The sequence below is a fragment of the Ascidiimonas aurantiaca genome (assembly GCF_037646345.1).
Classification (GTDB): domain Bacteria; phylum Bacteroidota; class Bacteroidia; order Flavobacteriales; family Flavobacteriaceae; genus Ascidiimonas; species Ascidiimonas aurantiaca.
Genome location: NZ_JBBEWR010000007.1, coordinates 110,911 through 125,177, shown reverse-complemented (window position 1 = coordinate 125,177; position 14,267 = coordinate 110,911). Strand labels below are relative to the sequence as shown.

At 41.4% G+C, this 14,267-nt stretch carries 6 protein-coding genes; 1 reads left to right on the top strand and 5 read right to left on the bottom strand.

Annotated features, from left to right (window positions below; all coding sequences use genetic code 11):
* On the bottom strand, nucleotides 1-3,361 hold a 3,361-nt coding region (locus WAO84_RS09390; protein ID WP_340065329.1), incomplete at its 3' end, for a choice-of-anchor L domain-containing protein.
* A gap of 274 nt (nucleotides 3,362-3,635) precedes the next feature.
* Between WAO84_RS09390 and WAO84_RS09385 the strand changes: the two genes are divergently transcribed.
* Nucleotides 3,636-5,225, top strand: coding sequence for a peptide chain release factor 3 (locus WAO84_RS09385; protein ID WP_340065327.1), 1,590 nt, complete (start codon nucleotides 3,636-3,638; stop codon nucleotides 5,223-5,225).
* 25 nt (nucleotides 5,226-5,250) lie between these two features.
* On the opposite strand, the gene WAO84_RS09380 is transcribed toward WAO84_RS09385, so the two are convergent.
* The 4 genes from WAO84_RS09380 to rpoB all read right to left on the bottom strand — a co-directional run bounded on the left by WAO84_RS09380 (nucleotide 5,251) and on the right by rpoB (nucleotide 14,154).
* Complete coding sequence (locus WAO84_RS09380; protein ID WP_340065326.1) at nucleotides 5,251-5,571, bottom strand: Mpo1-like protein; 321 nt, start codon at nucleotides 5,569-5,571, stop codon at nucleotides 5,251-5,253.
* 89 nt (nucleotides 5,572-5,660) lie between these two features.
* On the bottom strand, nucleotides 5,661-5,975 hold the full coding sequence (locus WAO84_RS09375) for a DUF3467 domain-containing protein (RefSeq protein WP_340065325.1): 315 nt from the start codon (nucleotides 5,973-5,975) through the stop codon (nucleotides 5,661-5,663).
* A gap of 2 nt (nucleotides 5,976-5,977) precedes the next feature.
* Nucleotides 5,978-10,276: a DNA-directed RNA polymerase subunit beta' gene (gene rpoC, locus WAO84_RS09370; protein WP_340065324.1), complete on the bottom strand. Its 4,299-nt coding sequence runs from the start codon at nucleotides 10,274-10,276 to the stop codon at nucleotides 5,978-5,980.
* A gap of 68 nt (nucleotides 10,277-10,344) precedes the next feature.
* Nucleotides 10,345-14,154: a DNA-directed RNA polymerase subunit beta gene (rpoB, locus tag WAO84_RS09365; RefSeq protein WP_340065323.1), complete on the bottom strand. Its 3,810-nt coding sequence runs from the start codon at nucleotides 14,152-14,154 to the stop codon at nucleotides 10,345-10,347.
* Nucleotides 14,155-14,267: the final 113 nt, after the last annotated feature.

Genomic DNA, 14,267 nt, shown 5'->3' with positions numbered 1-14,267 from the left:
TGTTATCCACTGCTCCCGGTGCCAGACTGGCAACAGGGCCACCAGAAACGGTTACTGCCGGATCGGTTATGTTTACACCGCTAAGGGTTACGTTCCCGGTATTGGTTACGGTAAATATATAAGTTATGGTATCACCTACGTCTGCAATGCCATCGCCACCATCGTTTAAGGTATCTACTTTGGTGACTGTAATACCGGCACTAATATCCTCTCTCCAGTTAGGGTCGCCTCCCGGTGAGTCGGTATCAGGAAAAGGATTGGTAGCAGTTTGCCCGTTGTTTGTAGGATTGGCCACACTGTCTATAGTAGTGTTATCATATACATCAAAATTATTATCCAAGCCATCACCATCACTATCTGTATTGGCCGGAAGGGTATCGGCTACACCATCATCATCGGTATCGTACCCTTCGATGGTATCACTTTCCCCATCTCCATCTGAATCGGTATCAAGATAATCGGGTACTGTATCACTATTGGTAAGTGTACTATCGGTATTTACCGGGGTTATGGGAGATGCATCATAATTATCATCCAGTCCGTTTTGATTTACATCGTTTCCTGATGGTGCTATATATCCTGCGGTAGTCTGTGCTTCAATATTATCAACAATACCGTCATTGTCTGAATCAATATCCAGATAGTCCTGTACAGTATCACCAGGGGTAAATGAAGCATCTGTATTTACAGGCACAGCACTGACTCCGGCTCCATCTACTCCTCCTGTTTCTGCTGCATCCGGAATACCATTGGCACCTACAGCTCCATCTACCTGACCGTTATTATCGGCATCGGTTAATCCGGCACCACTTTCAATAACATCATAAATACCATCATTATCGCTGTCGAGATCGAGGTTATTAGGAATACCGTCTCCATCGGTGTCGATAGCGGGACAATCCCATTGTATATCGGAAAATAGAATGGTTATCTGGCTATTATCGGTATTAGGTGTTAGATTGGTATAGGTTATAACTACCTGATCTACGGCCTGCGTGAAGTTGAAGTTTACATCTCCATCTTTACTCGCTACTACCGGAGGATTGGTAGGAACAAAATCTATACCTTCAAAAACTCCGGGTGACGGATTGGCCACCGCAGAACCTAATGTGAAATTTAAGGGCACTGCAGTACCCCCTATGGTAGCGGTAGCAGTTACTCTTTCTTTATAAAGAGGATAATCTGCCACATCTGTACTTTCATCTATATCAACAATTGAGAACCTAAGGTTACTTACAGGCTGTGAAAAATCAAGCGTATAGGTAATGGTCTCTCCTCCATCCAGTTCATTGATCCTGCCTAATACCTGTAATCCGGAGGTGCCGTTTATACTGGCATACCGTGCAATAAAATTATTAGTTATACCGGCAGTAATATCACTGGTAACGGTAACTGTGGTACCATTTATATTGGTTGAAGCCATATTAGGACTTGTAGTAAGTGGATCCTGCTCAGGGTCTCCTGTCCAGACCGCTGTATTCCAATCCAGGATATTCCCCGGAGTGCAATCTAATTCTGTCGCATCTGTTATACCATCGTTATCATCATCTTCATCTACATTATTGGCAATACCATCTCCATCGGAGTCGGGAATAACCACTACAAAAACAGTTGCTGTGCCACTTACTATAGGATTTACGGCTGTATTGGAAACTTCGTAATCTATGGTAACGGTAGTCCCCCCTTCACCGAGAGTTGGTGTATAGGTCAACTCTCCTGTATTTCCATTAAAAGAAATGCTTCCGGTTGCAGTACCGGTACCCAGGTTTACTATGGAGGTAGAAGCTCCTGGTTGAAAATCGTCATTGGCCAGAACATTAACGGTTCCTGCCTGCCCCGCTCCCGTAACCAAGCCGTCATTCTTAACGGAGGCCTCTAATGGAAAATCATCACTTCCGTTGGGAACTCCATCATTATCAATATCAGGATCACAATCATTTGGTATTCCATCTCCATCTAGATCCAGAGTATCATCAGATCCTGGACAAATATCACATCCGTCTGTGGTACCGTCTCCATCTGTATCAGGACCTATTTCAAGAAAATCGAAGGTTGAATTGGTATTGTTATCATCGGGGGTAGTGTACCCTCCCTGTCCGGTTACTCTACCATTAGAGTCAACCGATACCGGAGAAGTACCTAATATCCCATCTTCATCAGGGTCTGTGAAACCTGCTTCCAGGGTATCGGCACAACCATCTCCGTCACTATCCAGATCCAGATGGTTAGGGATGCTGTCCCCGTCTGTATCATATACATCCGGAATCCCGTTCCCATCATTATCTATGTAATTTGTTAATGAACCATCTCCCGCACCATTATCAAGAGTATCCAGCCAATTGGGAATTCCGTCACCATCTTCATCACCGTCCGGGTCATTACCTTCTGACTCTATTATATCATCGATCCCATCATTGTCATCATCGAAATCTACTGTATTAAGCACCAAGTCATTATCATTGTCAGTTGACAATCCTACTATCTGATTTACGAAAGCTGCCGATTTAACATTAGGATTTGCAGAATCAGCTACAGCTATCTTGATGATATAGTTTGTATTGGGTTGTAATCCGTCAATCCTGGCCTGCAGTAGTTCAGTAAGGCCATCAAACCCAACAATTACAGGTCCCGGAGCATTATCACCATTATCTATAAAGTATTGCGTACGGGTAAAGTTTGTCGGAGCTCCGGTACCGTTTGAACCACAGGCACCACCATTAATTTCGTTGGAATCTACTGCATCTATTGAACCCGGAACAAGTGCTATGTTTTGGTTACCAACAATACCAGGCCCTTGTATAAAAATACCTACAATGTCTGGAAAATTAGCACATACAGATTCAGGATATTCTTCAGACGCAAATTGATATGTTACTACCAAGCTATTTACGTTGCTACCTGTAGTTGCATTAAATTCAAAAAGAGCTACATTAAAAAATGCCTGACTATTTATTGTTAAAACATTGGTGTCTATAAAAAAAGAAGCGGGTCCGCCTGTTAATGGGGTTGAAGAATTAGCAACAAAAGTATTTGTTGTAGTTCCTGTTGTGAATAAGGCTCCGGTATCCATTCTCAAACCTGATCCTGCCACACCATTTGAGAAAGTTCCGTATTGTGAATCAGAATCAAACCCGTTAATAAAACCCTCATTTGTACTACTAACAGGAGATAAGGTTACCCCAGGGCCTGAAATGGCTTCCAATATTTGGGTGGCAGTGGCCGATGAGTTCTCCAACGTAGCCTGTGCCTGTGTACCTGTGATCACACCTATGAAAAGACAGGTAGTTACTATAAATCTGTGTAATTTTTGAAAAGGAAAAGATTTAGGTGTATGGGTTACACGATACGTAATTTTTTTCATAGGCCCATGAAGTTGGTTAAACTAATTTGTAGCGAAAGCCCCGATCTAAGCTTTCAAAGAGGTAAACCTCTAAATGTTAACGTTTTTATAAAACTATACGAAAATACATTCAAAAGCAGTGGTAAACAATTCGTTTTCGTGAAAACACACTCACTTTTAGACCAAGCGCTTCTTTTGTTCGATAAACGGAAGGGTTTTTACACAATAAGCCGGAGAAGTATTAAATATTTAGAATACAATTGGTATTTTTGCGCGCTTACGATATGAAAAAATAATGGGCCTAAACGAAGAAATAGCTAAAAGAAGAACATTCGGGATTATATCACATCCAGACGCCGGTAAAACCACACTTACAGAAAAGCTTCTGTTGTTTGGAGGGGCTATTCAGGAAGCCGGTGCCGTTAAAAGTAATAAAATAAAGAAAGGTGCTACCAGTGATTTTATGGAAATTGAACGCCAACGGGGTATTTCGGTAGCCACTTCGGTTTTGGCTTTTTTATACAGGGATAAAAAAATAAATATTCTGGATACACCCGGGCACAAAGATTTTGCAGAAGATACCTTTCGTACACTCACCGCTGTAGACAGTGTGATCGTGGTAATAGATGTAGCCAAAGGTGTGGAGGAGCAAACCGAGAAGCTTGTAGAAGTTTGTCGCATGCGTAATATTCCCATGATCGTTTTTATTAACAAACTGGATCGGGAAGGAAAAGATGCTTTTGATCTTCTGGATGAAGTAGAACAAAAACTAGGATTAACAGTGGTGCCTTTGAGCTTCCCAATTGGCATGGGGTATGACTTTAAGGGTATTTACAATATTTGGGAAAAGAATATCAATCTTTTTAGCGGGGACAGTAAGAAAAATATTGAAGATACGATTGCTTTTGATGATATATTTAATCCCGAACTGGAAGAGATTATTGGAAAAGACACTGCTGAATCATTAAGAGAAAACCTGGAGTTGGTATATGAAGTGTATCCTGCTTTTGACAGGTCTGCCTATCTGGAAGGTATGCAACAACCGGTGTTTTTTGGTTCGGCACTTAATAACTTTGGTGTAAGAGAACTATTGGATTGTTTTATTGATATAGCACCTGCTCCCCGAAAAAAAGAAGCGGAGGAACGGTGGGTAGCGCCCAATGAAAAAGACTTTAGTGGTTTTGTTTTTAAAATACACGCCAATATGGACCCTAAACACAGGGACCGGCTGGCCTTTGTGAAAATTGTTTCAGGCACTTTTCAAAGAAACACTCCTTATTTGCATGTTCGGCATGGCAAACAACTTAAGTTTTCCAGTCCGAATGCTTTTTTTGCTGAACGCAAGGAAATTGTAGATATCTCTTATGCCGGTGATATTGTAGGGCTTCATGATACAGGGAATTTTAAGATTGGGGACACTCTTACACAGGGAGAAAACCTCCATTTCAAAGGAATCCCCAGTTTTTCTCCTGAACATTTCAGGTATGTTAATAATGCCGACCCTATGAAAGCCAAACAACTGGCAAAAGGTCTGGATCAATTAATGGATGAGGGTGTTGCTCAATTATTTACACTGGAACTAAATGGCCGTAAGGTAATTGGTACTGTAGGTGCACTTCAATATGAGGTAATCCAATACCGGTTAGAGCACGAATACGGAGCCAAATGTAATTATGAAAACTTTCCGGTTTATAAAGCATGCTGGGTTGCACCAAAAGACCCTAAAAATGAGGAGTTTGCCGAGTTTAAAAGGGTAAAACAAAAGTTTCTGGCACGTGATAAGCAGGGCCAGCTTGTATTTTTGGCAGATTCACACTTTTCTATAGAAATGACCCGTCAAAAATACCCTACAGTTAATCTGCATTTTACATCGGAGTATAACTAAAACATTGAGCTTTCTTCGCTACTTTTTAGTCTTTGGAAGCATCAAATGTTTTTTTTCCAAAAAGTATCTCAAAAAACAGTTTAAAGTCTGACAAAAGGCTCCATAGGGGATATTTAAACGTTGCGGGTTTATTTTTTTCAAAGAAGTAATGTCCCGCCCAGGCAAAACCATAACCGGCTACGGGTACTAGTATCCATTCCCAGCTCCCTCCGTACCATGCAAAAAAACCAGCCAATATAAATACAAGGAAAGTACCTATAAAATGTAATACTCTGCTGGTTTTATGTTGATGTTCTGTTAAGTAAAACTGATAAAATTCTCCAAAGTTTTTTATACGTTCTGACATGGTAAAACTAATTTGCGGTATCTTCTAAAATTACAAAAACTACCATAAAATAAAAAGCCCGGAACAGAGTTCCGGGCTTTTGTTTACATTTAAGCCTCTCCCGTGGGCCCAAAATTAAGGGGTATGGGAGGTTGATCGTATTCTTTGATCTCTCCATGAGCTTTTTCAAAGCGATTCACATTATCATTCAATGCCTTTAGCAAGCGCTTGGCATGCTGAGGTGTTAAAATGATCCTGCTTTTCACTTTGGCCTTAGGAGTTCCGGGCATAATACTCACGAAATCTACGACAAACTCAGATACGGAATGGTTTATAATGGCCAGATTGGAATAGGTTCCTTCTGCCGTCTTATCATCCAATTCTATATTGATCTGACCTTGTTTCTTTTTATCGTGATCGCTCATAATTAGAAATTAACTTCTTCTTTTCCCGCCATGATCTCATCGTATTCTTCTTTTGAGCCTACAATAATATGATCATATTCTCTCATACCGGTACCGGCAGGGATCTTGTGTCCTACAATAACATTCTCCTTAAGTCCTTCCAGTCCGTCAACTTTACCGCTAACCGCAGCCTCATTGAGTACTTTGGTAGTTTCCTGGAAGGAAGCCGCAGATATGAATGACTTGGTTTGGAGCGATGCCCTGGTAATACCCTGAAGTATAGGTGTAGCGGTTGCCGGAATGGCTTCTCTGGCTACTACCACTTGCTTATCGGCACGTTTAAGAATAGAGTTTTCATCTCTCAGGTCACGAGGCGATACAATTTGTCCGGCATTAAATACCGTTGAATCTCCTGCATCTTCTACTACTTTCATACCGAAGATATTATCATTCTCCTGAATGAAATCATCTTTGTGCGCCAACTGACCTTCAAGGAATATGGTATCTCCGGGATCCTGGATCTCTACTTTACGCATCATTTGCCGTACTACGACTTCAAAGTGTTTATCATTAATTTTCACACCCTGCAGTCGATATACTTCCTGTACCTCATTTACCAGGTACTGCTGAACTGCAGAGGGCCCTTTGATTTTCAAAATATCATCAGGAGTAATGGAACCGTCTGACAGAGGCATTCCTGCTCTTACATAATCGTTTTCCTGAACAAGTATCTGGTTAGAAAGTTTTACCAGGTACTTTTTAATTTCACCTAATTTAGATTCAACCACAATCTCGCGGTTACCTCTTTTTATCTTTCCAAAAGAAACTACTCCGTCTATTTCGGAAACTACTGCCGGATTAGATGGATTACGGGCTTCAAACAATTCGGTAACTCGTGGCAGACCTCCGGTAATATCTCCCGTTTTGGCAGATTTTCGCGGTATCTTCACTAATACTTTACCTTCTCTTATCTTTTCATTGTTATCTACCATAATATGGGCTCCTACCGGCAGGTTATAGGATCTGAGCACCTCTCCACTGGCATCTTTGATAAGTAGTGTAGGGATGAGTTTTTTGTTTCGGGATTCTGAGATCACTTTCTCCTGGAACCCTGTTTGCTCATCAATCTCAACCTGATAGGTAACTCCCTGTTCTATATTCTCATAAGCAATTTTACCTGAGAACTCAGAGATAATAACCCCGTTATAAGGATCCCACTGGCAAATAACATCTCCTCTATTTACAGTTTGTCCGTCTTTTACAAAAATTTGAGAGCCATAAGGAATATTACTTGTACTCAGCGCTATTCCTGTTTTCTTATCCACAAACTTCACTTCTGAAGTTCTTGAGATTACAATATTTACTGGTTTTCCTTCCGCATTTTCACCCTTTACGATCTTAAGATCTTCTATTTCCAGCTTACTATCAAATTTGGCTTCCAGTTTGTTCTCTTCTGAAATGTTCCCTGCAATACCTCCTACGTGGAAAGTACGAAGGGTAAGCTGTGTACCAGGTTCTCCAATGGATTGGGCGGCTACCACTCCTACCGCTTCTCCCTTTTGTACCATTTTTCCGGTAGAAAGGTTACGGCCATAGCACTTAGCACAAATACCGTGTTTTGCCTCACAGGTTAACGGTGAACGTACTTCCAGTTTTTCTATAGGTGAGGCATCGATGCGCTTAACAATAGCTTCGGTGATCTCTTCGCCGGAAGAAACGAGTTGTTCTTCGGTAAGCGGATCGAACACATCGTGAAGTGATACACGTCCCAGAATTCTTTCTCCCAGAGATTCTACAATTTCATCGTTTTTCTTAAGTGGTGACACTTCTACTCCTCTCAGGGTACCACAGTCTTCTATATTGATGATCACATCCTGAGAAACATCTACCAGACGACGGGTAAGGTAACCGGCATCGGCTGTTTTTAGAGCGGTATCGGCAAGACCTTTTCGCGCACCGTGGGTAGATATGAAGTATTCCAGAATAGAAAGTCCTTCTTTAAAGTTTGAAAGGATCGGGTTCTCGATGATCTCTCCACCTCCGGCAGTCGATTTTTTAGGCTTTGCCATTAACCCTCGCATACCCGTAAGCTGCCTGATCTGTTCTTTAGATCCCCGAGCTCCGGAATCCAACATCATATACACAGAGTTAAAGCCTTGGTTGTCCTCACGAATACGCTTCATTGCCAGTTCTGTAAGGCCTGCGTTGGTAGAGGTCCAGATATCAATTACCTGATTATAACGCTCATTATTGGTAATAAGCCCCATATTATAATTCATCATAATACCATCTACCTGCTCATTTGCCTCATCAATCATTTTATGCTTTTCTTCAGGGATAATGATATCTCCCAAACTGAAAGACAAACCACCCTGAAAAGCAAATTTATATCCCATATCCTTAATTCTGTCAAGGAATTCTGCCGTAGCAGGCACACTGGTTACTTTCAGGATATTACCAATAATGTCTCTCAAAGATTTTTTAGTAAGTACTGCATTTACGAAACCGGCTTCATCAGGAACTACTTCGTTAAAAAGTACTCTTCCCACGGTAGTTTCTATGATTTGCGGGACTAGTTCTCCCTTTTCATTGAAATCTTTAGCACGAACTTTTATGATCGCGTTAAGTGCCACTCGCTTTTCATTGTATGCTATATTCACCTCTTCGGGAGAATAGAAGATTAACCCTTCTCCTTTAACCGGATGGTCTTCGGTGGACATTCTGGCTTTGGTCATGTAATACAGTCCAAGTACCATATCCTGAGAAGGCACAGTGATTGGCGAACCGTTCGCAGGGTTCAGTATATTATGGGATGCCAGCATAAGCAGTTGCGCCTCTAATATGGCTTCAGGCCCTAACGGCAAGTGCACTGCCATCTGGTCTCCGTCAAAATCGGCGTTAAATGCCGTACATACTAACGGGTGTAACTGTATAGCCTTTCCTTCGATAAGCTTGGGCTGAAATGCCTGAATACCTAACCGGTGAAGTGTGGGAGCCCTGTTAAGCAGTACAGGGTGTCCTTTTAGTACATTTTCAAGAATATCCCATACTACGGGTTCTTTTTTATCTATAATCTTTTTAGCCGATTTGACGGTTTTTACGATCCCTCTTTCAATGAGCTTTCGTATGACGAACGGCTTATAGAGTTCGGCGGCCATATCTTTGGGAAGACCGCACTCGTATAATTTTAACTCGGGTCCAACTACAATTACGGAACGTGCGGAATAATCTACACGCTTTCCAAGAAGGTTTTGCCTAAAACGCCCCTGTTTTCCTTTAAGAGAATCAGATAGTGATTTTAACGGCCTGTTAGATTCAGTCTTTACAGCAGATGCTTTTCTGGTATTGTCAAAAAGCGAGTCCACTGATTCCTGTAACATACGTTTCTCATTTCGAAGAATTACCTCAGGGGCTTTAATCTCCATTAAACGCTTTAAACGGTTGTTACGTATTATTACTCTACGATACAGGTCGTTAAGATCTGAAGTAGCAAAGCGTCCTCCATCCAATGGCACCAAAGGACGAAGTTCAGGTGGAATAACAGGCACTACTTTCATGATCATCCACTCTGGTTTGTTTTCACGATTACCCTGTGCTTCCCTGAAAGCTTCTACTACCTGAAGACGCTTAAGCGCTTCGGTTTTACGCTGCTTGGATGTTTCGTTATTTGCCTTGTGTCTTAATTCGTATGACAACCGATCCAGATCTATTCTGGAGAGGAGATCAATAAGACACTCTGCTCCCATTTTCGCAATGAACTTATTAGGATCTGAATCTTCCAGATATTGATTTTCGGCTGGTAAGGAATCCAGAATATTAAGGTATTCCTCTTCGGTAAGGAAATCAAGTTTTTTTAACTCGTCTCCTTCCGGGTTTTTGGCAATACCTGCCTGTATAACTACATAGCGCTCATAGTATATGATCATATCAAGCTTCTTGGAAGGAAGCCCTAAGAGATATCCTATTTTATTGGGTAAGGACCGGAAGTACCATATATGTGCTACGGGTACTACCAGATTGATATGCCCCACGCGGTCTCTTCTTACTTTCTTCTCGGTTACTTCAACACCGCATCTGTCACAAACAATACCTTTATAACGTATTCTTTTGTATTTACCACAGGCACACTCATAATCTTTTACCGGCCCAAAAATACGCTCACAGAACAATCCGTCTCGTTCAGGTTTATGGGTACGGTAGTTAATGGTTTCAGGCTTTAACACTTCGCCTCTGGATTCTGCCAGAATTGCCTCGGGTGAAGACAAACCTATAGAGATCTTATTAAATCTCTGTACTGTATTCTTATCTTTTACTCTTGCCATAATATATGGTGATAATGAATTTTAAGTATGTAAAAAGGTGTAAAGCAGGGGTATTACTCCCCTGCCTGTTATTCTTCCAGTCTAATGTCTAATCCAAGACCTTTAAGTTCATGCATCAATACATTGAACGATTCTGGTAATCCAGGCTCTGGCATGGATTCTCCTTTCACGATAGACTCATAGGTTTTTGCTCTACCTATAACATCATCTGATTTTACGGTAAGGATCTCACGCAGGGTACTTGAAGCACCATATGCCTCGAGCGCCCATACTTCCATTTCTCCAAAACGCTGTCCTCCAAACTGTGCTTTTCCACCCAGAGGTTGCTGAGTAATAAGCGAGTAAGGACCGATAGATCTGGAGTGCATTTTGTCATCTACCATGTGACCCAGTTTAAGCATATAGATCACACCAACGGTTGCTGCCTGGTCAAAACGCTCTCCTGTGCCTCCATCATACAGATATGTATGTCCGAATCTAGGAATACCGGCCTCGTCTGTAAGGGAGTTTATCTGATCCAGAGAAGCCCCGTCAAATATAGGTGTTGCGAATTTCTTGCCTAGTTTCTGGCCTGCCCACCCCAATACGGTTTCATAGATCTGTCCGATATTCATACGGGAAGGTACCCCAAGCGGATTCAGTACAATGTCCACCGGTGTTCCGTCTTCAAGGAAAGGCATGTCTTCTTCTCTTACGATACGGGCCACAATACCTTTGTTTCCGTGACGCCCTGCCATTTTATCACCTACTTTCAGCTTACGTTTCTTAGCGATATATACTTTCGCAAGCTTCATAATACCGGCAGGTAATTCATCTCCTACCGAAATGGTGAACTTATCTCTTCGCAAGGCCCCCTGAAGGTCATTTAATTTAATCTTGTAATTGTGTAACAGATCCGCTACCAGCTCATTAGCATTCTCATCAGTAGTCCAGCTCCCTGAGATCAAGTGTGCAAAATCTTCTACCGCATGAAGCATTTTAAGGGTGTATTTCTTACCTTTAGGAAGTACTTCTTCCCCAAGATCATTCATAACTCCCTGAGAGGTCTTACCATTTACAATGGCAAATAATTTCTCAATGAGCACATCTTTTAACTGCTCAAATTTGGTAGCGTACTGCATCTCGAGCTTAGTAACGTCTTCTTTATCTTTTGCCCGCTTACGCTTATCTTTTATTGCTCTGGAAAAGAGTTTTTTGTCTATTACTACTCCATTCAAAGAAGGAGATGCTTTAAGAGATGCATCTTTTACATCACCCGCTTTATCTCCAAAAATGGCACGAAGCAGTTTTTCTTCTGGTGTCGGGTCTGATTCTCCCTTTGGAGTGATCTTACCGATAAGAATATCCCCTGGTTTAACTTCTGCACCAACCCTGATCATACCGTACTCATCCAGGTCTTTGGTAGCTTCTTCTGAAACGTTGGGAATATCATTGGTAAGCTCTTCAGCACCAAGTTTGGTATCCCTTACTTCCAATGAGTACTCATCAATATGGATAGAGGTAAAAATATCTTCTCTAACCACTTTTTCAGAGATTACAATAGCATCTTCAAAGTTATATCCCTTCCAGGGCATAAAGGCTACCTGCAGGTTTCTACCCAGAGCAAGTTCTCCCTGCTGGGTGGCATACCCCTCACAAAGAACTTGTCCTTTTTCAACCCGATCTCCTTTTTTAACAATAGGTTTTAGGTTGATTGATGTACCCTGATTGGTTTTTCTGAATTTTATAAGCTCGTAGGTTTTTGAATCATCTTCAAAACTTACTAGTTTCTCATCTTCAGAACGATCATATTTTATAGTGATCTTATTGGCATCTACGTATTCTACCTGGCCGTTTCCTTCTGAGTTAATGAGTACTCTGGAATCGGATGCTACTCTGCGTTCCAGACCGGTACCTACAATGGGTGAATCAGGACGAAGTAATGGCACGGCCTGTCGCATCATGTTAGAGCCCATAAGTGCACGGTTGGCATCATCATGCTCAAGGAAAGGAATAAGCGATGCAGATATAGAAGCAATCTGGTTAGGGGCCACATCGGTATAATCTACCTGATTGGGCTCTACTACCGGGAAGTCTCCTTCATCTCTGGCAATCACTTTATCACTTTCAATAGATCCTTCTTTGTTTAAAGGTATATTGGCCTGAGCGATGAGTCTTTCTTCTTCTTCCTCGGCACTCAGGTATATAATTTCATCAAGGTTTACTTTACCGTTCTCAACTTTGCGGTAAGGCGTTTCTATAAAGCCCATGGTATTTACCTTAGCAAACACACTTAATGAGGATATTAAACCAATGTTGGGTCCTTCTGGTGTTTCTATAGGACACAAACGGCCATAGTGGGTATAGTGAACGTCACGCACTTCAAAACCTGCTCTTTCACGGGAAAGACCTCCAGGCCCTAAAGCAGAAAGTCTTCTTTTGTGAGTGATCTCTGCCAATGGGTTTGTCTGATCCATGAACTGAGAGAGCTGGTTGGTGCCAAAGAACGAGTTGATAACCGATGATAATGTTTTAGCATTGATAAGGTCAATAGGTGTAAATACCTCATTGTCCCTTACATTCATACGCTCTCTTATGGTTCGGGCCATTCTTGCCAGACCTACTCCAAACTGGGCTGAAAGTTGTTCACCTACGGTTCTTACTCTTCGGTTAGACAGGTGGTCAATATCATCTATCTCAGCTTTTGAATTAATAAGTTCTATTAGGTACTTAACAATTGTAATGATATCTTCTTTAGTAAGCACCTGCTTATCCATATCAATATTAAGCCCCAGCTTTTTATTCATACGGTAACGCCCTACATCTCCCAGATTATAACGCTGGTCTGAGAAGAAAAGTTTATCAATAATTCCTCTTGCCGTTTCTTCATCAGGCGGTTCTGCATTACGTAATTGTCTGTAAATATGCTCTACTGCTTCTTTTTCAGAGTTGGTAGGGTCTTTTTGCAGTGTATTGTGAATGATCGCATAATCAGCAGACTGATTTTCTTCTTTGTGAAGAAGTATCGTTTTAACATCAGCCTCTAATATTTCATCTAAATGTTCTTTGTCAAGAATAGTATCACGATCAAGAATAATTTCGTTACGCTCAATAGATACTACTTCTCCGGTATCTTCATCAACGAAATCTTCATGCCATGTGTTTAATACCCTCGCTGCGAGTTTTCTTCCCAGCACTTTTTTTAATCCTGTTTTGGACACTTTAATTTCCTCTGCAAGATCAAATATCTCGAGTATATCTTTATCTCTTTCAAATCCGATCGCTCTAAAAAGCGTGGTTACCGGTAATTTCTTTTTCCGGTCAATATACGCGTACATAACGCTGTTAATATCTGTAGCAAACTCGATCCAGGAACCTTTGAAAGGAATTACTCTGGCCGAATATAATTTGGTGCCGTTTGCGTGAAACGACTGCCCAAAGAAAACACCGGGTGAGCGGTGTAACTGTGAAACTACTACCCGTTCTGCACCATTGATTACAAAAGTACCGCTAGGCGTCATATAAGGTATGGTACCCAGATAAACATCCTGAACGATCGTCTCAAAATCTTCATGCTCCGGATCAGTGCAGTAAAGTTTTAGTCTCGCTTTCAGGGGTACGCTATAGGTAAGCCCTCTCTCTATACATTCCTGGATAGAATATCTTGGTGGATCCACAAAATAATCTAAAAACTCCAGTACAAATTGGTTACGTGCATCAGTGATTGGGAAGTTCTCCATGAAGGTGTTATAAAGACCTTCGTCACCTCTTTCTTCAGGTTTGGTTTCCAGTTGAAAAAAATCCTGGAAAGACTTGATCTGAATGTCCAAGAAGTCGGGATATTCCGGCGTATTCTTGGCGGAGGCAAAATTTAATCTTTCAGTCTGATTTGTGAACATCAATGGACAAAATTTTGATTACAATAAAAAGGTAAAACGTACATATTGTTTATATACGCAAAAGGGTTTAGGCCTTGAGGATACTTTCCTAAGACCTAAACCAAGTTTTTGAA

Coding starts and splice junctions, on each gene's coding strand:
- WAO84_RS09385 (WP_340065327.1), top strand. CDS start 3,636: ATGGGCCTAAACGAAGAAATAGCTAAAAGAAGAACATTCGGGATTATA.
- WAO84_RS09380 (WP_340065326.1), bottom strand. CDS start 5,571: ATGTCAGAACGTATAAAAAACTTTGGAGAATTTTATCAGTTTTACTTA.
- WAO84_RS09375 (WP_340065325.1), bottom strand. CDS start 5,975: ATGAGCGATCACGATAAAAAGAAACAAGGTCAGATCAATATAGAATTG.
- rpoC (WP_340065324.1), bottom strand. CDS start 10,276: ATGGCAAGAGTAAAAGATAAGAATACAGTACAGAGATTTAATAAGATC.
- rpoB (WP_340065323.1), bottom strand. CDS start 14,154: ATGTTCACAAATCAGACTGAAAGATTAAATTTTGCCTCCGCCAAGAAT.